The organism is Dickeya aquatica (assembly GCF_900095885.1).
Classification (GTDB): domain Bacteria; phylum Pseudomonadota; class Gammaproteobacteria; order Enterobacterales; family Enterobacteriaceae; genus Dickeya; species Dickeya aquatica.
On record NZ_LT615367.1, the window covers coordinates 3664726 to 3691364 of the forward strand.

Sequence of the window (26639 nt, forward strand, 5' to 3'; positions counted from 1 at the left end):
GCGAGTTTACAGGCCCGGAATCAACAGGCTGGAGCCATGTGTCTGTCGGCTTTCCAGCGCACGATGGGCCGACTGGGCATCTTCCAGCGCAAAGCGCTGACTTTCCGGCACGTCAACGTTGATAGCCCCGCTGGCAATCATCGTAAACAGCGCCTGACTGGCCTGCTCAAGCTCTTCGCGGGTGGTGATGTAGCTAAATAGCGACGGGCGGGTGACATACAGCGACCCTTTCTGGTTCAGAATCCCCAAATTCACCCCGGTCACCGGGCCGGATGCATTACCAAAACTCACCATCAGCCCACGGCGTTGCAGGCAATTAAGCGACGCTTCCCAGGTTTCTTTGCCCACCGAGTCATACACTACCGGGACTTTTTCTTCACCGGTCAGTTCCAACACCCGCTGGGCAATATCTTGCGTGCGGTAATTAATCACCGCCCAGGCTCCGGCCTGTAACGCCAGTTCCGCTTTTTCATCTGACCCCACAGTACCGATCAGCTTTGCGCCCAGCGCTTTCGCCCACTGACAGGCAATCAGCCCGACGCCGCCTGCGGCCGCATGGAACAAAAACACCTCGCCGGGTTTGACTTCATAGGTCTGGCGCAGCAGGTAATACACCGTCAGTCCTTTGAGAAACGAGGCAGCCGCCTGCTCAAAACTGATGTTATCAGGCAGCCGTGCCACTTTATCGGCAGGCACATTGTGATATTCGCTATATGCCCCCAGCGCCGCCTGCGCGTACACCACGCGGTCGCCCACGTTCAGGTGCTTCACATTTGCCCCGGCCTTGACCACCACGCCCGCCGCTTCGGTGCCAAGCCCGCTGGGCATTGAAGGCACTGAGTACAAACCGGCACGGAAATAGGTATCAATGTAGTTAATCCCGATAGCGTGATTTTCTACCTGTACCTCATTTAAACCGGGTTCACGCGGCGTGTAATCAACATACTCCAGCACCCCCGGCCCACCGTGGTCACTGAATTGAATACGCTTAGCCATACAACCTCCTCAATAACGTCACCTGTTCGCCTGCAAATACCGACAGGCATATGTCATTCCGCTTTTCGGATATACAATGCTCCCACCCCTAAAGGTAAATCAACCGGTAAAGAACGCGTTTCATGGCAGAAAAAAAATCCCCCTCCAGACAGACAGACTCCCGCGACCGTCAGGTAGAAGGCTTAAAGCTGCCGCCGCACTCGATTGAGGCAGAACAATCCGTGCTCGGCGGCTTAATGCTCGACAACGAGCGCTGGGACAACGTTGCCGAACGCGTCAGTTCGAACGACTTCTTTAATCGCGCCCATCGGCTTATCTTTACCGAGATGCAACGCCTGCTGGAAATGAGCAAGCCGATTGACCTGATAACCCTGTCAGAGTCACTGGAGCAAAAAGGCGAGCTGGACTCCGCCGGTGGGTTTGCCTATCTGGCCGAACTGGCGAAAAACACGCCAAGTGCGGCCAACATCGGTGCTTATGCCGACATCGTGCGCGAACGTGCGGTTGTACGCGAAATGATTGCCGTCGCCAACGAAATTGCCGACGCCGGTTACGACCCACAAGGTCGCAGCAGTGAAGAATTACTGGATCTGGCCGAATCGCGTGTGTTTCAAATTGCCGAAAACCGCGCCAGCAAAGATGAAGGCCCGAAAAGCATCGACCGGATTCTGGAAGATACCGTTTCGCGCATCGAACAGCTTTATCAGCGCCCGCACGACGGCGTAACCGGCGTGTCGAGCGGGTATCAGGATCTGGACAAGAAGACCGCTGGTTTACAAAAATCTGACCTGATTATCGTTGCCGCGCGCCCCTCGATGGGGAAAACCACGTTCGCCATGAACCTGTGCGAAAATGCGGCGATGACGCAGGAAAAACCGGTGCTGATCTTCAGCCTGGAGATGCCCGGCGAACAGATCATGATGCGTATGCTGGCCTCGCTGTCGCGCGTCGATCAAACCCGTATTCGTACCGGCCAGCTCGATGACGAAGACTGGGCACGCATCTCCAGCACCATGGGATTACTGCTGGAAAAGCGCAACATGTACATTGACGACTCCTCCGGCCTGACGCCCACCGAAGTGCGCTCCGCGGCGCGCCGGGTATTCCGCGAGCACGACGGCCTGAGCCTCATCATGATTGACTACCTGCAACTGATGCGGGTGCCGTCATTGTCAGATAACCGCACGCTGGAAATCGCCGAAATTTCCCGCTCACTCAAAGCATTGGCAAAAGAATTGCAAGTGCCGGTCATCGCGCTGTCACAGCTTAACCGCAGCCTGGAACAGCGTGCGGATAAACGCCCGGTCAACTCTGACCTGCGTGAATCTGGCTCTATCGAGCAGGATGCCGACCTGATTATGTTCATTTACCGTGATGAGGTGTATCACGAAAACAGCGATCTGAAAGGCATCGCAGAAATCATTATAGGAAAGCAGCGTAACGGGCCGATTGGCTCCGTGCGTCTGACCTTTAACGGGCAGTGGTCGCGTTTCGATAATTACGCCGGGCCACAATATGATGACGAATAACTGTGGATACCCATCCACGCACTAAGGACTCAGAATGAAAACGGCAACTGCCGTCATTGACCGCCAGGCGCTACGCCACAACCTGCATCGCATCCGGCAACTCGCGCCACACAGCCGGGTCATTGCGATTGTCAAAGCCAACGCCTACGGGCATGGCGCACGGGAAGCGGCCCAGACGTTTTGCGACGCCGATGGCTATGGCGTCTCACGCTTAAGCGAAGCGCTGGCGTTACGCGAAGCGGGCATCACCAAGCCGGTCTTATTGCTGGAAGGCTTTTTTTCCGCTGACGACTTACCGCTGCTGGCACAGTACAGTCTGGAAACCGCCGTGCACAGCGAAGAACAACTGGCGGCACTCGAGCAGGCGGACTTGCCCCATCCGCTCACGGTCTGGATGAAAATTGACACCGGTATGCACCGCCTTGGCGTGCGCCCGGAACAGGCGCAGGCGTTTTACACCCGGCTGAGCACCTGCCCTAATGTGGTGCAACCGGTGAACCTGATGAGCCACTTCAGCCGGGCCGATGAGCCGCAGGCGGGCACCACCGAAGCACAACTGGCCTGCCTTGATGGGTTCACACAAGGCAAACCGGGTCAGCAATCTATCGCCGCCTCCGGCGGCATCCTGCTCTGGCCACAGGCACACCGTGACCTGGTGCGCCCCGGCATCATTCTCTATGGCGTGTCACCGCTGGGAGAAGGCGATGCCCGTCAGTGGGATTTTCAGCCCGCCATGACATTAACCTCACACCTGATAGCAGTGCGCGAACATCGTGCCGGTGAGGCCGTCGGCTACGGCGGCCATTGGATAAGCCCGCGAGACACGCGCCTTGGCGTGGTTGCGATAGGGTATGGTGACGGTTATCCGCGCGATGCCAAAACCGGGACACCCGTCTGGGTCAATGGCCGTCTGGTGCCGCTGTCAGGCCGGGTATCGATGGATATGATAACCGTCGATCTCGGGCCGGATGCGCACGACAAAGCCGGTGATGAGGTCATCTTATGGGGCGGGCCGTTACCGGTTGAACAGGTCGCCGCTCATAATGGCATCAGCGCCTATGAACTGATCACCCGCCTGACCTCTCGCACCCGTATTGAGTACATAGGTTAACCCGGTCAACACCGGTTATTCTGTGCGTATTTCCCATCGATAAAAAGCCCGAACCCCGGATTATCCGGGGCTCGGGCTTTCTCGCTCTGTGCCCTAAAACAGGCAGCTAAACATCAGCGATGGAATATTCGGTAGCGTAAATAACCGATAATCAGTTGTACAGTTCAGCGACGGCACGCATCTGATCATCACCGGTCGCAGAGATGATACGGAATGATTTTGCGCCAGCCGCATCCGCTTTAGACGACAGTTGAGCCTGTAGGTCATCAAGCGTGTGGCCTGTCACCGAGACGGTGCCCAGCTCACGGCTTTGTGCCGATTGCACTTCGGTCGCCGCCAGAGAGCCAAAAGAAACGGTAGCCAGAGCGATAGCAGCAACAACAGTTTTAATCGATTTCATGATAAGCCTCTTTACGTTTTTACGTTATTCGGTTCGGGAAGGCGTACTGCCTTCGATGTGGAGAAGAATAGCGCCGTTATGAGGCTGTTAAAATCGAGTTAATTTGCCGATTAAGAACAATTTTTTTGAACAAAAAAAGCACCAAAAGGTAAGCAAAAATACGCTTTCGGTGCGCACAAAAAAAATAATTCTCTGATATTAAGTTTCAATGTGCTAAATTACATTAACTTACATAACATACTCGATATATTATTCTGGATTGGCTATCCAATCAGAAATAATCTTCCGATATTCATCGGTCGATTTGGACAAATGCAGCCATTGATCGACGTACAGCTTCCAGCTCATATCATCGCGCGGCAGCATATAGGCCTTTTCGCCATACTGTAGCGGCGAATCAGGATTCAGGGCACACAGCTGGGGATAACGCTTTTGCTGATAAAGCGCTTCCGAGGCATCGGTTATCATCACATCCGCCTGTTTATCCACCAGTTGCTGAAAGATGGTCACATTGTCATGCAGCATCAGTTGGGCATTCGGCAAACGGGCATGTACAAACGCCTCATTGGTGCCACCTGCGGGTTCAATCACCCTGACCGCAGGCTGATTGAGTTGCCCGAGCGTCTGATATTTCTCTTTATCGACACAGCGCACCAGCGGGATCTTGCCATCGACATCCAGCGTGCTGGAAAAGAATGCCTTCTTTTGGCGCTCCAGCGTGACGGAAATCCCGCCCATGGCGATATCACACTGGCCTGACTGAAAATCGGGCATCAGGGTTTTCCAGCTAGTCTTCACCCACTCCACTTTTGCCCCGAGGCTTTTTGCCAGTGACTGCGCCATTTCAATATCAATGCCCTCATAATTTCCGTCGCTGTTTAGCGAGGTATAAGGGCGATAATCACCAGTTGTACAAACCTTCAGTACGCCACGCTCCTGAACCGCATCAAGATGCGACGCCGCACCGGCCCGGCCCACCAGCCCGAGCAATAGAATGAAAGACAGAAATGATAAATTATATTTATTCATACGGGCCCCTTGCACAACGAATTGAACGCTAAAAACATCTGCGATAACAGTAACAACAAATGATTTTTATTAATTCAATGAGCTAACCCTACGTGATGTCATCCACAAAGATGTCACACGACAGCATCATAATGCTCAGTAAGTATATATCCCAATCTAAATCAGCGTTTTATTCTGGAAATAATTACCCCATGGCTCACCATTGAAAAGTTCTAATACACCGATTGTACGCAAAAATTCTGGAATAATATTTCCATCCCTGGCGATTGCCTTATCATAATCCATGAATAAAACATTATCCTTTCCAACTGAATCGATGAAAAACTGTCTTTTTTCATCATAATCCATCAGCCAATGATCTTTTCCTGAGTAGGCGAAGTTATTTCTGTCATCACTTGGCGGCGGATTATGTTTTTTCATTTCTTTCTGGTAAGAAATGAAGTAATCCTCTTTATTTCTAAAACAAATAACGATGGTAATCTGACAACCAGGAAACAGTGCCAACAACCTGTTCATTTCATCTTCATACCGAATATAAGAGTTGCCCTCGGCGGAGAAAATACAGGTATCAAAAGGGGTTTCAGACAAATAGGTTAAGATAGATAACTCAATATCCTTGCGGTATTTTTCGTAATTATCAATTGGCATGGAGAGTTTAAATGGCGTCATCCGTTCTGGCCGAAGTGATGAGGTATGCAGCTCAACATGATTGGATGGGATATGTATCCCCTTATAATAATCCATGTTTTTTTTATTTAAAACGGCGTTATTCTCCATCAAAAAATGCTGAATAGAGGTTGTTCCTGTTTTATGCATACCACAATGCAAAATAATATTTTTCATTATTTCTCTCTTTTATTTAATTAGCGCAATCTTAATTTTTTTATTTTTAGTTTTCCAGCGCTTTTTTATTTGAAAAACAAAAACCCCGCCTGACGCGGCGGGGAGCAGATACCTTTATATTCACAAGCCTGGTTACTGCACCGCAGCAAACGCGGCGGCCACCTGTTTAACATTCTGAAGATTCAGGCCCGCCATACATACGCGGCCGCTGGCTATCAAATACACACCAAACTCATCACGCAGACGATCAACCTGTGCGGCGCTAAACCCGGTGTAGCTAAACATGCCGCGCTGGGTCAGCAGGTAGTCGGAATTACGCTGCGGCAAGGCTTTTTTCAGCTCATCGACCAGCGTCTGGCGCATCGCCAGAATACGCACGCGCATCGCTTCCACTTCGGCCTGCCAGCTGGCGTTGAGCGCCGCATCATTCAGCACGCGTGAGACTATCTGCGCCCCGAAATTCGGCGGGCTGGAATAGTTACGGCGCACCGTTGCTTTCAACTGGCCCAACACGCGCGCAGCGGCTTCTTTGTCTTCACACACAACGGACAGCCCGCCCACGCGTTCACCATACAGCGAGAAGATTTTAGAAAACGAGTTGCTGACCAGCGCAGGCAGCCCGGCGCTGGCAATGGCGCGAATGGCATAGGCATCATCGTCCATGCCACCGCCAAAGCCCTGATAGGCGATGTCCAAAAACGGGATCAGCTCACGGCTTATCAATACCTCAACCACGCGATCCCACTCGGCGGGTGTCAAATCCGAGCCAGTTGGGTTATGGCAGCACGGGTGCAACAGCACAATACTGCGCGGCGGCAGCTGTTTCAGGGTGCTAATCATCCCTTCAATGTTAACGCCGAGCGTATCAGCGTCAAAATACGGGTAGGTATGCACGGTAAACCCGGCACCGGCGAAAATGGCGATATGGTTTTCCCAGGTCGGATCACTGACCCAGACCTCGGAATCGGGGAAATACCGTTTGAGGAAATCCGCCCCGACCTTCAGCGCCCCCGAACCGCCCAGCGTTTGAATGGTGGCAATACGCTGCGCACTCAGTGCAGGATGGTGTGCGCCAAACAGCAGTGTTTGCACGGCGCTGCGGTAAGCAGCCAGCCCTTCCATCGGCAAATACACCGAAGCCTGATGCGGCTCGGCCTGCATTTGCGCTTCCGCGGCGTTGACGGCCTGCAACTGAGGGATAACCCCCTGCCCGTCATAATACAGCCCGATGCTGAGGTTCACTTTATCGGTGCGCGGGTCTTGCTTGAATTTCTCCATCAGCGACAGGATAGGGTCGCCTGCATAGGCATCGACATTCTGGAACACGGTTGGTCACTCTCCTCAGATAAAAAAGTTCGGCAATGCGTCAGGCAAGATAGCGGCCGGGGCGATGATTCATAGCGATAATCACATTCAGCACCGCCGCACCCAGCACAGATGCCAGCAACATCGGTATGCTTACCACGAACAGGGAAGCCAGCACAATGCTCACATCCACCGCCATCTGGAATTTTCCGGCACGGATTCCACTTTTGTCTTGTAAATAGAGCGCCAGAATATTCACGCCGCCCAGGCTGGCACGATGACGAAACAACACAATAAACCCAAGCCCCATGACGGTGTTACCAAACAGCGTGGCATACGTCGGTTGCAGATGGTCAAAGTGAATAAACAGCGGATGCAAATCAGAAAACAGCGACACCAGCGCCACCGCGCAGAAGGTTTTCAGGCTAAACGCCCACCCCATACGGCGAATGGCAAGGTAATAAAACGGCAGGTTAAGCAGGAAAAAAGCGCTGCCGAACGACAGCTTAACGGCACTGTGCTGAGTGAGGTAGTGCAGCAAAAACGCCATACCCGCCGTGCCGCCGGTCAGCGCACCGGCCTGGCGCAGCAAAATCACGCCGAACGACACCATCAGTGTACCAATCAGCAGCGCCAGAATGTCTTCCAGCGCACTGTGTGAAACCGCCTGGGGGGAAACAATGTTGTCCATAAAAGAGCTGCCTGAAATAATAACATCAACGAACGATAGGATTTATCAAGCAAAAACCGCACCAGTTCGCCAACCTACAACAGCAGCCTGACCGTTTCATCGCCCTGAGCATCACTAACCCCCTAAATAAACAGGAAGAAGAAAGACGCTCACTTCATGCATATAAAAGCCGCTTATTGTTTTTATCGTGCATAAATAACAATAAAATTACACCATTCGCGCACTTTTGCACTCCACAAGAGCAAACCTTGCACCCAATCAGGGCAATGGTTCGGCCGGTGTCATCAATCCGTTTTCTTTTAACCGGTTTAACACCACCGAGGTTTTCAGGTGCGCCACACTTTTATTGCGCGCCAGAATCTGGCTTATCAGGGCACTCAGGCCATGTAAATCCGCCACGGCAACTTTCAGCATATAGTCGGCATCACCGGTGGTTTTATACGCATCAATAATCGCGGCAACTTCACCCAGCATCTGGTGAAAACTGTCCACGCACTCCGGGGTATGATTGATAAGCCGTACCTCTATCAAACCCAGGACTTCAAGCCCCACGGCATCCGGTGCCAGCCGGGCGTGGTACCCCAAAATCAACTGTGCCTGTTCAAGCGCAATCCGGCGACGAGAACACTGCGAGGCAGACAACCCAACCAGCTCGCTGAGTTCCTGATTGGTAAGGCGTCCGTTGGCCTGTAGCAGAGTCAGCATTTTCAGGTCGAAATCATCAATGTGGTACATAGCCCTACCTTGCCAAAAGCAACAAAAGTTACAGACTAGCAGCTTTTTTTGTCACCGGAAGTCTGTGATGTAACATCGTCCCACCATGCTGCACCACGCTGGTTCATTTTTGTGTATGAAAACCTGACCACAGGCCCAACTCTTGCCAAAAAAATGGCATTTTTGCACAAAAAAACCCAAAAACAGCAAAAAACGCAACAACCGTGCGAGCCACTTTTCCTGAAATGATTCAGCTGGTTAAACCGGGCCAGCTATGTGAAAGCGGCATCGGGTTCGTGATTGGCCCGATAATTGCTGTGCTGTAGCAACATCATAGCAATCACAGCATGTTTTGGGGGCAAGGGATGGACACACAGCAACAACCACAGCTTAAACGCGGGCTAAAAAACCGCCACATTCAGCTTATTGCGCTCGGTGGCGCAGTGGGCACCGGGCTTTTCCTCGGCATTGCTCAGACCATTCGCATGGCCGGGCCATCGGTACTGCTTGGTTATGCCATCGCCGGTGTTATCGCGTTTTTCATTATGCGCCAGCTAGGGGAAATGGTGGTGGAAGAGCCGGTCGCAGGCTCGTTCAGCCATTTCGCACACCGCTACTGGAGCGGCTTTGCCGGGTTTATGTCAGGCTGGAACTACTGGGTGTTGTATGTGCTGGTGAGCATGGCGGAACTGAGCGCCGTGGGCATCTACATTCAGTATTGGTGGCCGCAGGTGCCCACCTGGGTATCCGCCGCGGTCTTTTTCGTGGCGATTAACGCCATTAATCTGACCAACGTCAAGGTCTATGGCGAGCTGGAATTCTGGTTTTCCATCATTAAGGTTGCCGCCATCATCGGCATGATTGCCTTCGGCGGCTATCTGCTTTTCAGTGGCCTTGGCGGGCCGCAGGCCAGCGTGAGCAACCTGTGGCAGCAAGGTGGTTTTTTCCCTAATGGCGTGAGCGGCATGGTGATGGCGATGGCCGTTATCATGTTTTCCTTTGGCGGGCTGGAGCTGGTCGGCATCACCGCCGCCGAAGCCGATGACCCGGCAAGCAGTATTCCCCGCGCCACCAATCAGGTTATCTACCGCATTTTGCTGTTTTATGTGGGGGCGCTGGCGGTGCTGCTCTCGCTCTACCCGTGGCAGAAAGTGGTGGAAGGTGGCAGCCCGTTTGTGCTGATTTTTCAGGCGCTGGACAGCACGCTGGTGGCAAATGTGCTCAATCTGGTGGTGCTCTCCGCCGCGCTGTCGGTCTACAACAGTTGCGTTTACTGCAACAGCCGCATGCTGTTTGGGCTGGCGCAGCAAGGCAACGCACCGCGTGCTCTGCTGCGCGTGAACACACGCGGCATTCCGCTGCTCGCGCTTGGGGTTTCTGCGCTGGCTACCGCACTGTGCGTACTGATTAATTACCTGATGCCGGGCAAGGCCTTCGAATTGCTGATGGCGCTGGTGGTTTCCGCGCTGGTGATTAACTGGGCGATGATCAGTATCACTCATTTGAAATTCCGCCAGGCCAAACAGCGCACCGGGCAGGAAACGCGCTTTAAAAGCCTCGGCTACCCGCTCACCAACCTTATCTGCCTGCTGTTTCTGGCCGGGATTCTGGTCATTATGGCGATGACGCCGGGCATTCAAATCTCCGTCTGGCTCATCCCCTTCTGGCTGCTGGCACTGGGGGCGGGTTACGCCATCAAACAGCGCAAACAGGCAACCTCCGCACTGGCAACAGATAACGGCTAACGCCACCGCCAGTCAGGGCGAGACGCACACCGCCTCGCCCTGCTTGTTATAACACAACCCCACCATACACCGCCCCTGCGCCTGCCTGTCCGGCCGTGCCCGCTATGGCTTGGCAGGGCGTATCTAAGCGGCCTGATCGGCAGCATCACGCAGCTAATCATTGACTTTTCTAAGCTGCCTATTCGGCAGTGAACCGCATTACCGGATGTCAGGCATTTGCGGCACCTTTCTAAACTGCCTGTGCGGCAGTGAACGAATCGGCTCCAGCGGTGTCCGGGCACGAACCTTTCTAAGCTGCCTGTGCGGCAGTGAACGCGCCAGTGGCCTGGCTGCTGATGAATGCGTATTTCTAAGCTGCCTGTGCGGCAGTGAACGTTTTTTATCTGCCATATCAGCCTACCCCGCATTTCTAAGCTGCCTGTGCGGCAGTGAACATCACGCAGATGGCGAAAAACTTTAACAGTCATTTCTAAGCTGCCTGTGCGGCAGTGAACAACCGCTATTAATGAGCATCGGTGCCGGGATATTTCTAAGCTGCCTGTGCGGCAGTGAACATCCAGCGTGTCGTCTTGGCGTTCAGCCTCAACTTTCTAAGCTGCCTGTGCGGCAGTGAACTATTTGAATCGGCCGTGAACTGCGTTGGAACTTTTCTAAGCTGCCTGTGCGGCAGTGAACGGGTCATCGCGGAGCAGGTCACCATCGGCGGTTTTCTAAGCTGCCTGTGCGGCAGTGAACGCGACGCGCAGCTAAATGCTCCGTTCGATTCGTTTCTAAGCTGCCTGTGCGGCAGTGAACTAGGGGACGGCCACTGCTTTGCAGGCTGACGATTTCTAAGCTGCCTGTGCGGCAGTGAACCCCCCTTTATGCCATCGCCCGCAACGCGTCGATTTCTAAGCTGCCTGTGCGGCAGTGAACTTGTGCGCCTTCAGCTGATGGTGACGCATCACTTTCTAAGCTGCCTGTGCGGCAGTGAACCCGACGGCAATACAGGCGTGATGGCAACGTGCTTTCTAAGCTGCCTGTGCGGCAGTGAACCCCGAGGAGGCGATCCGTTATTTTGAGGCGAATTTCTAAGCTGCCTGTGCGGCAGTGAACCTCGACCTGCCACAGTCTGCGGGAAAACTGGTTTTCTAAGCTGCCTGTGCGGCAGTGAACCCAAATTGCTGCATCACCTGCATCCGGTGCTCTTTCTAAGCTGCCTGTGCGGCAGTGAACTTGGGGGCGACTGAATGCCGACAGCTAACTCCTTTCTAAGCTGCCTGTGCGGCAGTGAACACACTCTGATATTTGGCGTGGCTTTGCAGTGTTTTCTAAGCTGCCTGTGCGGCAGTGAACGGCATCAGGAGGCCGGAGGAGTGGCCGCTGGTTTTCTAAGCTGCCTGTGCGGCAGTGAACGGGCGTCCGGGCCATCGTCGTGGTCAGCCATCTTTCTAAGCTGCCTGTGCGGCAGTGAACTGTAGCGAATAATCGCTTATTTCCTGATTGTTAAAGAAAAACCGCCGTTTTTCTGGAAAAACCTTTTTTTCTGGCGGCCAGATTGCGGTATTAAAAATCAATACGTTAACGCTGGCCGCAAAAAAAGGGTCAAAACCACGGGATGGTGGCGGTCGCGCTTAAGCCGTAGCTGGAGAACACACCGGCGACCGGTGTGTCCTGCAGCGGGCCGTGCTCGACAAACAGTAAAAACGGTTGTCCGCTGGAAAGGCTACGCAGCGGCAAATACGGCAGCGAGGTGCGTTTTTCCACCGCATAGGGAATGCGGGCATCGGCTTCATCCGCAGTCATTCGGCCTTTACTCACCGCCCGGCGGCGCAGGCGTTCAGCGCTGCTTTTCACCTGCACCCGGCGCACGGTGCGGTACTGCGCACCCGCTGGTACCGGCAGTGCGTCGGTGATGGTGCTATAGTCGCGCAGCCCTGTGCGCCAGCCAGTTTGTTCCAGTGCCGTCAGTGCCTGCACGCTGCCGTGCAACCGCAGCCGTTCCCCCAGCGTTTTGCCCGCATCCGGAAAGCTCACGCCAATATCGCCGGTCGCACGCTGCCCCAGCGCCCGGTGCAACTTGGCAAACAGCGCGCTCAGCAACTGCACCGCGCTGAACTCCAGGTCGGGCAACACCCGAATCTCGATATAGTGGTCCATAAGGTTACTCGCCTTTTTCGCCAAACACCCCGCCGCGAATCAGTGTGGCGATCACGTAGTGCTGCTGCGCCACCTCCGGTACGTCACCTTTACGTACCCAGTTATCCAGCAGGGTGTAAAAATCCATCTTATCTTTCGGCTGGCGATACGCACGGCCACGGCTGGTGACAGAACCATAGGGTTCAACCGCAATAGGCCCAGTTTCTGCCGCTTGCGGGTGCCAGTCATCCACTGTGCGCAGCGCATTGCCGATTTTCTGGGAGTGCATCGCCGCCACGCCGTTAACCTGATACAGAATTTTGCTCTTGCCGTTGCGGGCACGCTCATCCAGCACCAGCTCCTGCGAAGGGAATACTTCCTGCCCGTTGCCCAGTTTTACCTGCGCTTCCACACGGAAAAACGCCGAACCGCTGCCCGCCAGCGCCTGCTCTATGGCATGAGCCAGTTCGGCCAGTGCGCCTGAAGGTTGGCTAAACTGGCGCAGCGAGTAGTCTTCGCCGTTGAATACCCAGCGCTTATCGTCGTGCGTCACTACCACCTGCACCGCTTCTGCGCCGATTCGGTTGCGCCACAAAAAACGACCACTGGCGATGTTCTCGGCGTAACGCGCCGCCAGCACGCCAAAGCCCTGCTCGCGGGCGTAACCGTTAATCAGGTCAGTCAGCGCCTGTTGATAATCCTGATCGTTACACACCGACGGCAGTGCCAGATTACCCAGCACCCGCAGGGTGAAGGCCACTTTCAGCGTGTCGGCATCAAACGGCAGCGCTGCCACATCCACCGTTTGCAGGTTGGCTTTTTGAATTTCGGCATCCAGTTTATCCGGGTCACTGCTGAGGGCGTTTTTTAACCGGTTGGAGATGGTGCCGCGTACCGATTTTTCCTGAATCACCACCGGCTGCCAGTTATCCTGCTGCCAGTTGCCCGCCAGCATCAGCGCATCGGAATTCGCCAGTTTGCGCTCAAACGCCAGTACCGATGCGGTTTTCAACGTGGTTGCTGCTTTTGCCATGGTCTTCATCCTTATTCAAAGTCGTTCAGTTCGAATTCGTCGTAATCATCCGCTGTGCTCTCTGTACCTTGTCCGGTTTGCAGGCAGCGGTAAGTGTGGTGTTGATGGTCGTGTTGATAGTGGTAACGCCAGAAAATACGGTTGATGTCGTCAATACGGTGCGCGCCGCGCCATTCACCCACGCCGTAAATCGCTTCGGCAAAACAGAACGGGGTGGACGGGTCGCGGGTTTTCTCCACCTCGCCGGGGTTGTACAACGGCGAAATGGCGCGGTAGCCGGTCATCAGCGGCACCAGATAGCCGCCTTGCGGTTTCGGCAGCGGCTGCCAGCTCACCGCATCATCAGAAGATCGCACCGCCTGATATTTCAGGGCAGCAAAATCGAGCCAGGCATCCAGCATGTCCGCCTGCGGGTTGGTCTGTTGCAGGGTGTCAAGATGCGAACGCAATAGCGGGGTTCGGTCTACCAGCACAAAGCCCGGCAGTAAACGACGCATCAGGCTGCGGGTGGCAGTGCCATTGGCGGGGATGTCGTGGAAGCTTACCTGTTCGATATCCACCATCAGCCCGCCCGCCAGCCGCTGCTGTTGCGCCTGTTGCTGCACTTGCTGGCGAAGCGCTTCGCGCCCGTCTTCACCGGGCAACATGCCGTGGCATTCGATAAGCAGCGACACGGTGAGGTGCATCCGCCCCTCTTCGTTAAAGGCGGCGGTTTTTTCCTCTTTGGTCAGCGGGTTACGCGTCAGCGCAAAGCTGCGGTTCCAGCCGTTGCCGTAAGCGTGAACCTGATGCTGATGGCACACCACACCGCAGCCTTCCAGCCGCAAACCGTGAGATGCCTGCAACTGGCGCGACAACGCATGGGTAAAGCCGAGAAAATGGCTGATGGCAGGAAAACCGTAGGTGTGCCCGGCAATGGCGTTGGCGTTTTCCACCTGAATACGCCGCAAAATCATCAGGCTGCTCATGCCAGTTCCTCCTTCAGCGCACGCTCGGTTTCCCGCAGGCGCTGCTTAAACAGCGCGGCGGTTGACCACTCGCGGCGCTCCACCTCGCCGAAAATCAGTTTTTTGTGCTGCAATCGATCATTTAGCCACTGGCCAAATTCATGGGCGACCTGTTCCTTCCAGTCCCCGCCGTCGCGTGCATAACGAAAAGCGTCATCCTGCCGACAGCGAAATGGGTCAAGCCACAGTTGCAGAGGAAGGTTCAGGCGGGAATCCTTGCTCCAGCCTGCCGGGCGCAGGTTTTGCACCGTGGCGACATAGCCAAACAAGGTATCGATCAACTGGTCGAGGTAACGCCGGCGCTGGTTGCGAATGTCGCGGTTGTTTTCCACCTCTTTGACGCTGAGCAGGAATTGCCGCATATCCCGGCGATCCACGTAGGTCAGCGCATCCACCTCGCCGTTGTGGCGAAAGATGGTGTCATGCTCCAGCGGCAGTTTAATTTGGCTGCGCCACTGTGGTGGCGCACAGTTGAGCAGATAGGAGCGACCGCTGCGGGCGGAATTGAGCGCGGAGATATTTTGCGGCTTGGTGCCGCCCATGTTCTGCACCGCAATACCGGGGTAGCTAACATCAACCTCATCGTGCCAGCGCTTTTGTCGCCGGGCCTCGCGGATGGCTTTGGCCTGCTCGCCAAAGCGGGCCGGATTTAAACGCTGATCCAGCGCCTGCGACAGCGAAGAGGAATAAAGGGGACTGAGTAAGTGGTATTCGCCGTCACCCACCGGAAAATAGATCTGCTTTGCCAGCTTGTGGGAACTGGGTTGCTTATCGCTCAACACCTGCCCGAACCCGGCCAGCCACTGTGCAAGTTGCTGCGGGCTTTCTGCCAGCGCTTCCAGCGCGCGGTGGTCGCCCCGCTGTAGCGCCGCCACCAGCGAATCGCCCTGATGCTCGGTTTGCAGCAATTTGGCCACATCCAGCGCCGCCGCGTTGCCGACGGCATCAATCGCCGGTTGCGCCAGCGACGCGGTAGAGAGCACATCCGTAGCCGTTTCAGGCTCAGAGCTGAACACACTGCTGCCTTTGGCGTCGCTGTGGGTGAATTTCAGCGCGTGGGTCACCAGGCTAATCTGCCCGGCGCGGCTGGCGGCATCCGTCAGCCAGGTGCGCACCTCATAAGCCTGCTCAATCTCACGCCGCTGCTGCAAAAGCGCCACGTCCGCTGCGGCCAGCGCTTCGCCGCTTAACGCCGCCCGTTGTTTGTCGGCGGCCTTATCGAAGGCATCCAGCTTGGCCTGCTTTCGGGTTTCGATATAACTGACAATAAACTGCGTTAATTCACTCTCTTCCATGCCTCCTCCTGTCATCATGATTGTTCCCCAAACACCCCGAGCCACGGGTGCCAGCACCACGCCCGGTTGTCGCGGGTGCTGATGCTGATTTCACCAAAGCGATCGCTGACTCTGGCTAACTCCCACTGTTTTTCCTCAGCCAGTTGCAGATAACGCGCGGTGTAATCCATCTCTACCCACTGGCTGACGCCATCGGCCATAGCCTGTTGTACTGAGCGAATCTCATCGGTTTTTTTCCAGCCGCTCGGCCCATCGTCCTGCAACATAAAGACCGGATCGTCGCCTTCATCTTCCAATCGCAGCCAGTAACGCTGCTGCGGGTCTGAGCGGCGAAACGGCGTGCGCCGCTGTAGTTCGCCGTTCCAGTGCAACGCAACCTTCCACCACAACACCGCGGCCGGTTTATCCGTCGGCCGCGGTGTTGCCCTCCCCAACAGCATTAACCTTAATGCTGCGTGTTCGAGGCTGATTAGCGTCAGATTTTTGAGATCTAACGGTGGCTCGGTAATACGCGGCGCGGCGCTGATGTGCTGGTAGTCTTCCGGTTTGAGGATCTCCCGCAGGTCGTGGCTGGCGAGTGTGAAACCGTGCTCCGATTCAAAACCGGGGCGAAGGAACACCACGTTTTCGCCTTTCAGCGCCCGCACGTTATGGCTTAGCAGATAAAAGTTAGGAGAGGTCGGCACATACTCGTCACGCTGGCGGTGGCGCAGAATACGCCCGGCTAACTGGATAAATGAACGCATCGAGCTGGGTTCAGCGATGGCCCAGTCGTAATCGTGGTCACGGCCGACTTCCGCCACCGAGGTGGCCAGCACCACAAACAGGTGATGCTGCTGCGGCTGCCGTTCGATGGCGTCACGAATTTCCGCCACCTGCCACAGTGCCTGCGGGTCTTTGCGCATCAGTGCCGCATCCAGCCGCGCTTCGATGTGGGAGCGCATCGCCAGCGGGTGCTGGCTGTGATACACGCAATAATGCACGCAGTATGTAGCGTGGCGAAATTTTTCGCATAGATTTGCAATAGATTTTACACAGCGCGAAGGCGCAGATATTGCGCCTTTTGCATTATGTAAAACCTTTCGCCGCCTTTTAGTTTGTGATTTTCGGGTATGGCTGGATATTAAACAACTTTGTGTTTAGTCTCTTTCTCGCCCGCTTGTTTAGAAACCTGATATACCGAAACTGCCGGAAGCGATGCGCTGTAGCTCGCTCTTTGTTCTCTCTTAGATATTCACCTCTAGTGCCGCCGCGCTTAATCGCATTCATTGCAATAGAGTGATAAAACTCACCATCTAACTCATAAAACGTTGAGTAGTGACTGCCGATATATTCAAAATTTGATGCCTGATAGACAACCCCGGAACGGCCACAGCGCTCATCAGCAAATGTCTGAACCCATTGAACGCCGGGGTGTAGGAGCTTGATGGTTTTTAGAGAGTAGCTGATCGCTCTTGATTCTGAATTGCGCGGCATGCAGTCATGTAGCCACATTCTATTTAGCTCCATGTACTCTTTGTTTCCTGTTCCTTCGACGACACGTTTGCCGCTTGCTGGGTTTAGCGCATACCCCCACTGCAATACGCCAACGATATCTCGCCCGGAAAATACCCCAAGATGCAAATATGAATTATTAACAAACCTGCCTGAATAATGCTTGTTAACAACAATGGCTCGAGCCAGCCAGGCTGGGATTGTTTCAACCCGCAGTTCCGGTGAGCCATACCCGACAATAGAGCCGTTGTATTTTATGATATCTGGCTTGATTAATACGCGCGACGTAAACTTCTTCATCTTTATAAGGCACCAATACGATCGATTTAACAGATCAATATTCAAATATTGATTATCAAATACGATCATATGGGTGGCGGGCTCAGAATGTCATATGACCTCGTTCAGTGTGCTGGTTCCGTCGGCCAGTCGATATCCGGTGCGGCGGCAGTGTTAATGCGACCTAATTGCACCAGATAGATTTTCCACTCTTTCAGTAAGCGCGTTTCCGTCTCTGTCGCCATCGCCAGTTCTTCGGCATAGGTCAGCTCGCTGATGCGCTCACGGGCGGCCTGCCGCCGTGCATCAAGGTCGCGCTGCGCCGCCAGTACCGTTGTGGCGTGCTGCGCCGCCGTATCCGTCACCCACGTATCGTCTTGCCAGCGGTCAAACTCACCGGATGGCGGCAACAACGTCAGGTGTTCCGGCAAATCACCGAGCGTGTCAATCACCTGCGGCTGGCGGGTGCGGGTGTCATACGCCGTTTGACCGCGAAAGTCCGCCACCACCTCCCAGCGCAACCCATCGGCAGCGCGCCGCACTGCCTGCCCGGTCGCTACATCGGCTGGTGGCGCATCGGCATAGCTGTGTGCGGGCACGCCGGTGCCGGTCATCAGGTACTCATCGCTGCTGCCGTTATATTCGCCGGTTTGCGTATCAGCGTGATAAACCGTCAGCCAGCCAGTGTTTGACGCCAGTCCATTTTCGCCTAATACAGCGATTTCATTGGTTTGCATTATGCGGCCCTCACGATGTAGTTAAATGCAACGTTGCGGGGGCGGGTTTCAGATGATACGCGCGGCTGGCCGCCAGAGATCGCCCTTATCGATATACCGCCAATCAAATCCCCGCCACCACTAAACGCCCCGCCACCGTCGATGATTGGTAAATTCCCGCCGCTCGCCGCCTGCCCCGAGTAGCGCATATCGCCATGTCCGTGGTTCTGAATAGCGTCGCCCTGCGCTGACATCAATCCACGCCCCATATCTACCCCGCGTCCATCATCCCAGCCGCGAATAAACTCGCCGCGCAAATCTGGCAATACGCCAGACTGATACAGCGCCGCCAGCCTGGGATAGAGCGTTTTGTCAAACGCCTGTCCATTACATTTCAGCCAGCCTGCGGGCGCGCTAGCCTGCGGCCACGGCAGCGGGATGCCTGCGATATCTGCGATATCCAGTTTCTGAGTCAAGCCGGTTAATTTTGCATAACGCCAGTCCAGAGCCATCATCAGTTGCGTTGTCGATGATCCGTCTGCATTGATGCCTGCAAACCCCAGCAGTGTCAGCAATTCACTTTGAATGCTGCGAACAGCGCCTTGCATACTATTCATGTATGCGGCATCTACAATTGTTCCCTCTTCGCCGGTAACTTTATTCTCATCATAAAACGCACCGTCTGACGACTGCGTCGTGACAGGAATTAGCGGCTTCATTTGGCCTCCGTATAATTAAAAACGCACAGTGTGTGTGCAGGTTTCAGCTCGTTAAATACAGATTCAATAACAGCGTCCCGCGATGACATTAATCGCTCACCGCAACGACTAATGCCTGTTCTGAAATAGTATTTTTTGACCGAGGATGACCCGACATTGACGCGCCAGACAAATCGGATGTTCGTCGATGCCAGACGCTGCCCGCAGCGACTGACTCCACACCGAAACGGCATGAGCTCATCAATCGTGATGTCGTACCCCATTTTCTTAGCAAGCCCCGTGAAGTACGGAATGCTTAGGCCACCCGTCTCAGCGACTTTTATCAGAACATCTTCCAGGCGCTGCTGATACGACAGCCCAACCGCAGGAGCGATGCCGAGAACGCGCTCCCAGTCCGAAAGCAGCCCGTTTGCACGCAGCGGGGTGACTGCGCCTAATACGTCGTTTGCCCGTGCCTTTGTTGCAGATAGCGCATCGCCTTCCGCAGTTAATTCGGTGGATAATTGCTCGGCATTGGGGCTATATGAAACTGGAGGTAACAATAATGACAGCAACTCTTTCATAGCATCGCCACTGTGATATTTCCGGCTCGCAGCCACTCAACAATATTGTTATTTACTGTCGCCGCAATATTACCGGCCGGGCTGACTATAGCGCGGTCAACAACACCGCCGATTTGCGATATCAGCATCTCAGCCTGACTTCGAATAAATGATTCGCCCGGCTCCAGCGTGTTAAAATAACTCGTCAACGCATCGCGAATATTTTGCGTAACAGCTTGCACGGTTACGCCACTGACGCTAATTGCGACGGAAATATCAACATTCTTGGGGGTCGGCGCTAATATCATTGTGCTTTTTGCTGTGACCGGCCTGACGTCGTCGATATACGCCTGCACCTTGTTAATAATTTCAGCGCTCGGCAGCCCGCTGGCTGACGTGATTACCACATCAACAGTTCCCAGCCCCCGCCGCAGCGGATAAACGTATGCCGCGCTAACGCCGTCAACACTCATTGCCCAGCGTCTGTAATCGTATTTATTGCCACCGGCAGGCGGCCGCCGAATCACATCGAGCAGGCGGGCGAGCATCTCAGCATCCGTCTCCCGTTCCGTGCCGCCTGCCATCAAACCTATTGTGACAACACTATCGAACCCTGGCGGCGTGCTGGTAAATGTCCCTGTAACTGCCGCTGTTGTATTGCCTGCCGTGCCAGCAAGAGAGGGGACGGCAGCGACGCTAAACTTACCGTCAGCGCCTACAGTTACAGCCTGCGTTGTTGTATACGACAGAGAGCCACGATTTATCGTGCGCCCCACTGCTGACGTCGCGCCGGGTTCACCTGTTCCTGAAATAAATCCTGATGCTGTCGTTTGTGCCTTGCGCGTTATATTCCGCAGCCGGCAGTGCCATTCGAGATATTCTGTATCCGCCGTGTCAGGAAAAATCTGCCGGACTATCCAGGCTTGATGACGATATAATCCTGTAATAACACTCGCGACCGACGACGCACGGATATAAAAATCAGAGTCCTCAGACACGTCAGCCGATGGCAATAAATTTTTAATATCCGCCAGGATTTTTGCGCGCGTCTCATCAAACGAATCTGTCACGAACGCCATTTAACTCACCCTTACCGGATATTTAAACAGTTCACGCCCGGCGGGCGCGGTCACATCAATAATCAGAATCAGCCAGCCGTTATCGCCCGCCTCTGTAGCGACGTCGATTGATGTCGCACGACCGTCATCAATAAGCGGCTGCAACGCTTCGGCAGCGTATTGACGAGCCAGCGTATAGACGCGACTAACATTCTTTTCGCGCGTCAGCAGATGCAACTTTGAACCCAGCGACGGCACAGCCCAATATGACCCATGTGGGGTCATGAGTCGGATATACACAGCATTAGCCAATGTGGCCGTTGCTGTGCCAGCGTAATCGCCGGTTGTTGGGTTCAATAAATTGTCCATGCAGCCATGATGGCCTGCATGGTGAAAGAGAGTAATGTGACGGGGTTCAGTGGGTATTGCCGGGATCACATTGACTGATTTGGTGTGCCGGTTGTGCCGCCGGAATCGCCAGGGTGGTTATGTCCGTCGTAAATTTCGCGGACGCGACTCATCGTTGATGTTTTATCTGCGATTTCTTCACTTGCCTTTAATAAAGGTGTATTAAAATCCGCCCCTTCATTCGCATTGACAATATATTTTTTACAGTTGACCCGATATTCATCGCAATCAACCGTAATTATGCGCCCCTTTTTTAGTGCAATTGCCGCGCCTTCATTGGTATAAATCGCAACCTCTCCCGACGAAAGCGCTTTGATTCGATACGACGCCGACTCGGTGGCGACAACGACGCTATGCGACGTTCTGCCGCCCAGCGGGATCACAACCCCCATAGTGCCTGGCGGCGGGTTTGACGTAAATCCATAATGCTGGAACAACTCAGCATCTTGAATCTGTTCCCCAGCCAGCCCATTTGCCTGAAACGTCTGCACCGGCCCCACGCTGTTAACACGCGATAAACGCACCCTAAACGCTTGCCTGACGCTGTTCATTGCCCGGCGAATCTTTGCTTCAACATTATCCCACATCGACAATCCCCAGTTGCTGCTTGTTTTTGTGTTTGCGGTGGCGCTTGCGCTTTTTCTTCGGAAACGCGTCAGGTATCCAGACGCCGTCTTCTTTCAGTCTCAGCGTCGTGCGCACGCCGTCCTGCCTGCCACCGACGAACTCACGACCCATCAGAAAATACACGGCGTTGATGCCATGCACATCACTGATAACGTGAATGCGCTGACCCGGCTCCCACAACCGGCCGTCAGATGTGCGATGCCCTGCAACGACAGCAGTCATGTCGTAACCGGCAAGGCGCGCATCAGCCATCGCCTTGCGTGCGCGATAGTTCATCTGCTCCTGACTCTCCGCATCCCCGCAGACGATGATTTGCGGCCGGTAATGCGTCACGGACGGGTCATATGCCCTGGCGTTCAGGCCGTGCATACCGGTTTCAGCAGTGCCGGTGTACATGTCCAGCTCGTCATCATCGTTGTCTTCATCATCAGACTCAGACGCGGTTGCTGTCGATGCGTTATCGACATCGACAATCGCCAGCTTTTTTGACTTTTTTGTCGTGTGCGCGTGCCCTTGCGCTAACACCGTCAATTCAGAGAACGAGCGGTCTTCGCTGCTCTCATCGTCGAGCTGAATCACGTTATTGCCTTTGCCGTCCTGCCGCAAAATCAGTGTCGCAACAGGCGGAGCGGTGTAATCCGGGCCGCCGATCATCAGCGTCCCATCCGGGGAAAACCACGGCCACAGCCCGCGCCCGGCGCACGCCCGATGCAGCAAATCCCAGGCGCGCTCACCAGGTTCTGTTGAAATCTTGTCATTACGCATGGAGCTTTCTGCGTTCAGCTGGATTTTTGTGATGCCGAGCGGGCGAACCACCTGAGCGATAACCTCTTCAAGCCCAATTTGGCGCGATGTTAACAGCGGGGCGGCACAATCGACCAATATAGACATATTATCGCGACCACTGAGCGAAAGCGTCAAACCGCGCTTGCTTGCCGCGCGGCGAATGCGATCAATGCGGCCAATCATCACAACGTCTGCACCTATTTTCACTTGTACCGGCGCACCACGCGTGATGCCCGTCGGAAATGCCCCTTCAGGTAGCCCCAGGCTAACGCTCCATGCATCGGCCGGAACCAGAAAATCACTGTCAATCTGATAGCGCGACCACGCGCTGTGCGCCTTGCCGTTGACGATAATTGAGACTGTATTGTTATCACTCTGCGTAGGCATTGAGCACGTCTCCCGCGACAAGTCCGTTAGGGTCACACACCTGCGGATTCAGCCGTTGCAACTCGTCAGCGCGCGTATAGTCGCCATACCAAAGATGCGCCACCAGGTGCAGATTTCCGGGGGCGGCGACAGTGCGTTGAATCAGTTGTGGTTTCGATTCAATAACCGCCGCCGCCATCTCTTGTACCAGCAGCGCGACGGCTTTTAGCTGCTCGATAACCGGCTGATATGTCAGCCCCGTTGGTTGTTCGCTACTGCTGATATCGTTCATCGCTGGCTCAAAGGCGGTGCGCGTACTGTCAATTGCTGTCTGGATCATCGTGCGCGTATCGCTGGTGATTTTCTCGACGTCATCCGGCGTCAATACTGCGGTGATAGCCGCATCCTCAAGTACGGCAGATGCTTCTGCTGCTGCTTCGATTGCAACAACAATGGTGACGACAACAATTAACTCAATGATATCCGACGTCGTGAGTTGTGGCGGCATCTCAACCGCCGCGTCAACGCTGCCTGTCATAATGTCGGTGGGCATGGCCTGAACGGCGGTCAGCGCGGTTTGCGTATTTGACCAGTCGGACATCACAACTGCAGGGGATGCTGTATACGCTGTTGCTGCTGCAGCTTGTTCCGTCGCCGCATCCGCCCCGCTGTACGAGCCGGTATAGGACGAGTGCAGGCTGGATTTTGACGCCCCGGTTTTCAGCGATAATGCTGACTGCAAATCACGCAGGAACGCGGCCGGATAATTGACAAAATCTGTGACGCTACTGACGAACCCGGAGATATCACTGCGGAAAACCGCAATCATGTTTAGCGCGCCGTTCGCCAGGCCTTTTACCTTATTCATCATCGCCTTTGCCGTGCGCAATGGCTTTGTGACGTTCTCCAGCATCTTACTTGTGCTGTCAATCAGCGACTGCGAGCGACTGAACAGCTCGTCGGCCTTGGATTGCGGATAGTTTGTGACAAAAAACGGATTGCCAGGCGTTGACTGCATAAACTGCACATCAACAGTGCAGTAATCTATACTGTCGGCTTCGTGTTCGATGCTAAAATCAGTGACCTGCATGGCAGGCATTGAGCCAAACACCGGGTGTATCAACTCTGCCGCACCGCGTTTACGCAGCGCCTCGATAAACGCCTGCAGCCTGACCTCATAGTCGTCACCAAAAAAAACCGCGCGCACAGCAACAGTGTGTGGCTTTGCCCCCATATCGCGCACGTCTGCGCCGTCAATGTACGGGTATTCGTCTTGTGCAATGTCGCGTTGCTCGCCGTCTTTGACGTTTACGACATCGAACCTGATACCGCGAAACTTCGCGTCCTGCAAATTGTCAGTCCATGCCATTAGTAGCCACCCCCAACTGAACCCCGGACAGCTTGCGTGCCGTTGTACTCGTTCACCGCCTCGGCGAGTACGCGGCTATCCAATTCGATTTTTGTGATGTGAGTGATAGGCGGCTGAGGCTGAGGGGTGGCAACCGGCTGCTGAGGGATTTGCATCAGATAAGACGACGTGACACCGCCTGCGCCCTGTCCAATTGTTGATGGCTTGCTCCACCAACTCCCGCTTTCGTCGCTGACATTATCAGCCAGGTATTTTTTGATCCATTCTTCGTTTTCTTTTGCATACCCACGCCCAACTTGATACCAAGGCTGATAGCGCTTACGTGCCGCATCAATCGTATCCTGTCCGTAGTTATTTTTTAGCTCATCCCATTTTGCCGGGCCATTTTGCAGCTCATCCTCCTCCTCCGGAGTTGTCATTGTCGCGATTGACGCAACTGCTAGCGCAAACGCACCGTATGCCGCATACTTGCCAATCCGACCCGGCAGGTCCTTGGCTTTATCAAGCAAGCCGTCATCTTTCCCCCCTTGATCTTGCCAATTCGTTACATACACTGGCACTGCACCACTCGCGTTACCACCAGTAATCAAATCCATCGGATTGAAACCGTCAGTTTTACCACCAGAGCCGGTAATGCCTGGGATTTTTCCACCCCCCAACAATCGCATTCCAGCAAAAACAGCCGCCGCCGCCGCCAACGCTTTAACGCCGACTGTCGCACCGGATACCGCCGTTGTCAGTGCCGGGTATTCGTTCGCGTAATCGGTCAGAAGCCCAGATATGCGCCCGATCACATCTGCAAGCGGTTTGACAGCATCAATCTGACCAAGATCCGCCGCATTACCCAACTGCTCCGCCTTGAAAACCCCAGTGCCTTGTATCAGCTGAAAATTTTTATCGCCCGCCGTTTCGCCATCCTGCAAGTAACGCTGTGCGTTAGCATTTTTCGCGATGTCTTTTGCGTACTGCTTGTTACTGCGATACGCCATTAGTGCCATCAATGCCTGACGATCTGCGACCATCGAACCGACGGCAGATCCCTCTAAAATCTTCGCCATCGACTCAATTATTTCGTGACGCTCGGCGCCTTTTGCTGTAGCCAGTTTTTCCTGTAGTTTTTTGTACTCTGGGTTGTTTTCGACAACCTTATCAACAATGCCGACAAATGCATCCAGCGCGTTCATGCCTTTACTGCGCGCAGCCGCAATTGAGCCCGGAAGGTCGATTCCCTTACCGTTGATTTTTATTCGCTTTGCTGCATTAGCGGCGTCCTGACTGTTAATTTTTTGCAATAGGTTCACTGCGTTATTACCAGCTTCGTCTTTTGTCCCCGCAGTGATCACAGACGCCTGGTTTAACCCCAGCAGCACTGAAAAATCACCCAGCCCCTTCATCCCCGCAGACCCGGCTAACGCCAATTGCTGAGGCAACCACTTGGCCATGTCTTTTAGTTCAAATCCGCCGCCCTGACCAGCAGAAATAGCCATATTCAGCGCTTTTCCGATGTCCTTATCCGATATGCCGAATGTCTGCTTTAGCCGTATCGCAATCTGCGCCAGATCTTTTGAGTCAGTCCCTGTCGCTGTCGAGTATTTCTGCAACACCGGCAACATCGCTTTGGCCGAATCCATTTCGACAGCACCAGACGCCAGCAGCGTATCGAGTGTTTCCGCCGCCCCCTCTTTTGTTCCGCCCCCAAATTTAACAGAGTCACGAATCACATTATCCAGCTCACCCATACCGGCCTGGCGTCCAGCAATATCCCGGTCTGCATACGCGGTGTTCGCCATATTCGCCAGACGAAACTCATACGATTGAGCGTTTTTTATCGGCTGCGACACCACAGCCGCCGCCGCAGCAACACCACCCGCCACTGCCGCTGCGCTGGCCCCGGCATTACGCAGTCGCTCAAACTTACCCATTGCGCTTGCCGTACCATTCAGCTCAGTGCGCAGCCGCGTCAACTGCTCAGTCATCGCCGCAAACGCACGGCGTTGATCATTCGCCGACAACATGCCGCTGCGTGTAAGACGGTTGTAAGCCGACATCGTCTGCTGTATCTCGCGCTGTATCTGCCGTTCCGAACGAATGCCGAGCGTTTCCCTGGCATTTGCCACCCGCTGAAACTCAGACGACAGTGCACGCGACGCCTGAATGCCCGTTGTACTCGCTTTCTGCTGTGTGGTAGCCAGTTCAGTTGATGCCCGTTCAGCATTTTTCGTTGCCGTCACCGCGTCGGCCATCGCCTTTCGTAGCACTTGTGAGCCAGCATCTTTCGCGGTCAGCGTTAACGCCAGTTGCAGATTGCGCGCCATTTATTTGCCTCGTTGCTTGCGTTTCTTTCTCATCGACTTAATAACGCGAGTGTTACCACCTGACTGTTGCTTATCGGCGGCAGGTTTGCCGCCATTCAGTACCGCCAGCGCGTTGAGATACCCATCCAGTTCCGGGCGGGTCAT

The 26639-nt window shown here is 54.5% G+C and carries 26 protein-coding genes and 1 CRISPR repeat array; of the genes, 3 read left to right on the forward strand and 23 right to left on the reverse strand.

All coding sequences use genetic code 11. The features are described from left to right. Window positions 1-6: 6 nt before the first annotated feature. Complete coding sequence (locus DAQ1742_RS16595) at window positions 7-996, reverse strand: quinone oxidoreductase (RefSeq protein ID WP_035344043.1); 990 nt, start codon at window positions 994-996, stop codon at window positions 7-9. Between the two features lie 122 nt (window positions 997-1118). On the opposite strand from DAQ1742_RS16595, the gene dnaB reads away from it, so the two are divergent. Together dnaB and alr are read left to right on the forward strand one after the other, a co-directional pair. Next, window positions 1119-2525 carry a replicative DNA helicase gene (dnaB, locus tag DAQ1742_RS16600; protein ID WP_180706179.1) on the forward strand — a complete coding sequence of 469 codons (1407 nt, stop codon included), beginning with the start codon at window positions 1119-1121 and terminating at the stop codon, window positions 2523-2525. 34 nt (window positions 2526-2559) lie between these two features. Next, window positions 2560-3636 carry an alanine racemase gene (gene alr, locus DAQ1742_RS16605; protein ID WP_035344047.1) on the forward strand — a complete coding sequence of 359 codons (1077 nt, stop codon included), beginning with the start codon at window positions 2560-2562 and terminating at the stop codon, window positions 3634-3636. Window positions 3637-3787: 151 nt separating this feature from the next. On the opposite strand, the gene bhsA is transcribed toward alr, so the two are convergent. The 6 genes from bhsA to DAQ1742_RS16635 all read right to left on the reverse strand — a co-directional run bounded on the left by bhsA (window position 3788) and on the right by DAQ1742_RS16635 (window position 8639). Next, the gene (gene bhsA / locus DAQ1742_RS16610; protein WP_035344050.1) at window positions 3788-4036 is read right to left on the reverse strand and encodes a multiple stress resistance protein BhsA; all 249 of its coding nucleotides are present in this window, start codon (window positions 4034-4036) and stop codon (window positions 3788-3790) included. Between the two features lie 249 nt (window positions 4037-4285). Further along, window positions 4286-5065 carry a transporter substrate-binding domain-containing protein gene (locus tag DAQ1742_RS16615; protein ID WP_035344052.1) on the reverse strand — a complete coding sequence of 260 codons (780 nt, stop codon included), beginning with the start codon at window positions 5063-5065 and terminating at the stop codon, window positions 4286-4288. Between the two features lie 156 nt (window positions 5066-5221). Next, entirely contained in the window at window positions 5222-5908 is a 687-nt protein-coding gene (locus DAQ1742_RS16620; protein ID WP_035344054.1) for a hypothetical protein, read from the reverse strand. A gap of 132 nt (window positions 5909-6040) precedes the next feature. Beyond that, window positions 6041-7234 carry an amino acid aminotransferase gene (locus DAQ1742_RS16625; protein WP_035344055.1) on the reverse strand — a complete coding sequence of 398 codons (1194 nt, stop codon included), beginning with the start codon at window positions 7232-7234 and terminating at the stop codon, window positions 6041-6043. Window positions 7235-7274: 40 nt separating this feature from the next. After that, window positions 7275-7904 (reverse strand): YitT family protein, encoded by a 630-nt coding sequence (locus DAQ1742_RS16630; RefSeq protein ID WP_035344057.1) that lies wholly within the window; start codon window positions 7902-7904, stop codon window positions 7275-7277. A 258-nt stretch (window positions 7905-8162) separates the two neighbouring features. Then, window positions 8163-8639 carry an Lrp/AsnC family transcriptional regulator gene (locus DAQ1742_RS16635; RefSeq protein WP_035344059.1) on the reverse strand — a complete coding sequence of 159 codons (477 nt, stop codon included), beginning with the start codon at window positions 8637-8639 and terminating at the stop codon, window positions 8163-8165. Window positions 8640-8983: 344 nt separating this feature from the next. On the opposite strand from DAQ1742_RS16635, the gene DAQ1742_RS16640 reads away from it, so the two are divergent. After that, window positions 8984-10363, forward strand: coding sequence for an amino acid permease (locus DAQ1742_RS16640; RefSeq protein WP_035344061.1), 1380 nt, complete (start codon window positions 8984-8986; stop codon window positions 10361-10363). Window positions 10364-10529: 166 nt separating this feature from the next. Next, a CRISPR array of direct repeats spans window positions 10530-11818; the repeat unit is 28 nt; unit sequence TTTCTAAGCTGCCTGTGCGGCAGTGAAC. 129 nt (window positions 11819-11947) lie between these two features. Here the strand turns inward: DAQ1742_RS16640 and cas6f are convergent. From cas6f to DAQ1742_RS16720, 16 genes are all read right to left on the reverse strand, one after another. Continuing rightward, complete coding sequence (cas6f, locus tag DAQ1742_RS16645) at window positions 11948-12502, reverse strand: type I-F CRISPR-associated endoribonuclease Cas6/Csy4 (protein ID WP_067487287.1); 555 nt, start codon at window positions 12500-12502, stop codon at window positions 11948-11950. A gap of 4 nt (window positions 12503-12506) precedes the next feature. Beyond that, window positions 12507-13514 carry a type I-F CRISPR-associated protein Csy3 gene (gene csy3 / locus DAQ1742_RS16650; RefSeq protein WP_035344065.1) on the reverse strand — a complete coding sequence of 336 codons (1008 nt, stop codon included), beginning with the start codon at window positions 13512-13514 and terminating at the stop codon, window positions 12507-12509. Between the two features lie 11 nt (window positions 13515-13525). Beyond that, entirely contained in the window at window positions 13526-14482 is a 957-nt protein-coding gene (gene csy2 / locus DAQ1742_RS16655; RefSeq protein WP_035344066.1) for a type I-F CRISPR-associated protein Csy2, read from the reverse strand. Continuing rightward, window positions 14479-15816: a type I-F CRISPR-associated protein Csy1 gene (gene csy1 / locus DAQ1742_RS16660; protein ID WP_035344067.1), complete on the reverse strand. Its 1338-nt coding sequence runs from the start codon at window positions 15814-15816 to the stop codon at window positions 14479-14481. Before csy1 ends, csy2 begins: the two co-directional genes overlap by 4 nt. Window positions 15817-15830: 14 nt before the next feature. Beyond that, the gene (locus DAQ1742_RS16665; protein ID WP_408609441.1) at window positions 15831-16940 is read right to left on the reverse strand and encodes a hypothetical protein; all 1110 of its coding nucleotides are present in this window, start codon (window positions 16938-16940) and stop codon (window positions 15831-15833) included. Beyond that, a complete protein-coding gene (locus DAQ1742_RS16670; RefSeq protein ID WP_035346460.1) occupies window positions 16909-17610 on the reverse strand; it encodes a Mom family adenine methylcarbamoylation protein in 702 nt (233 codons plus the stop codon). Before DAQ1742_RS16670 ends, DAQ1742_RS16665 begins: the two co-directional genes overlap by 32 nt. Window positions 17611-17714: 104 nt before the next feature. Then, complete coding sequence (locus DAQ1742_RS16675; RefSeq protein ID WP_067486445.1) at window positions 17715-18326, reverse strand: tail fiber assembly protein; 612 nt, start codon at window positions 18324-18326, stop codon at window positions 17715-17717. Further along, window positions 18326-19024, reverse strand: a complete 699-nt coding sequence (locus tag DAQ1742_RS16680) for a phage tail protein (RefSeq protein ID WP_145916138.1) — start codon at window positions 19022-19024, stop codon at window positions 18326-18328. Before DAQ1742_RS16680 ends, DAQ1742_RS16675 begins: the two co-directional genes overlap by 1 nt. Next, window positions 19021-19587: a YmfQ family protein gene (locus DAQ1742_RS16685; RefSeq protein WP_035345485.1), complete on the reverse strand. Its 567-nt coding sequence runs from the start codon at window positions 19585-19587 to the stop codon at window positions 19021-19023. The genes DAQ1742_RS16680 and DAQ1742_RS16685 overlap by 4 nt, the downstream gene beginning before the upstream one ends. Next, on the reverse strand, window positions 19584-20645 hold the full coding sequence (locus tag DAQ1742_RS16690) for a baseplate J/gp47 family protein (RefSeq protein ID WP_035345482.1): 1062 nt from the start codon (window positions 20643-20645) through the stop codon (window positions 19584-19586). The genes DAQ1742_RS16685 and DAQ1742_RS16690 overlap by 4 nt, the downstream gene beginning before the upstream one ends. Continuing rightward, entirely contained in the window at window positions 20646-20993 is a 348-nt protein-coding gene (locus DAQ1742_RS16695) for a phage GP46 family protein (protein ID WP_035345479.1), read from the reverse strand. Window positions 20994-21058: 65 nt separating this feature from the next. Next, window positions 21059-21619 (reverse strand): phage baseplate assembly protein V, encoded by a 561-nt coding sequence (locus DAQ1742_RS16700; protein WP_035345476.1) that lies wholly within the window; start codon window positions 21617-21619, stop codon window positions 21059-21061. Further along, entirely contained in the window at window positions 21609-22832 is a 1224-nt protein-coding gene (locus tag DAQ1742_RS16705; protein ID WP_035345473.1) for a phage baseplate assembly protein, read from the reverse strand. Before DAQ1742_RS16705 ends, DAQ1742_RS16700 begins: the two co-directional genes overlap by 11 nt. After that, window positions 22816-24180, reverse strand: coding sequence for a DNA circularization protein (locus tag DAQ1742_RS16710; RefSeq protein WP_035345470.1), 1365 nt, complete (start codon window positions 24178-24180; stop codon window positions 22816-22818). The genes DAQ1742_RS16705 and DAQ1742_RS16710 overlap by 17 nt, the downstream gene beginning before the upstream one ends. Then, window positions 24180-26495 carry a phage tail tape measure protein gene (locus DAQ1742_RS16715; protein WP_067486442.1) on the reverse strand — a complete coding sequence of 772 codons (2316 nt, stop codon included), beginning with the start codon at window positions 26493-26495 and terminating at the stop codon, window positions 24180-24182. Before DAQ1742_RS16715 ends, DAQ1742_RS16710 begins: the two co-directional genes overlap by 1 nt. Continuing rightward, entirely contained in the window at window positions 26496-26639 is a 144-nt protein-coding gene (locus DAQ1742_RS16720) for a hypothetical protein (RefSeq protein WP_158513798.1), read from the reverse strand.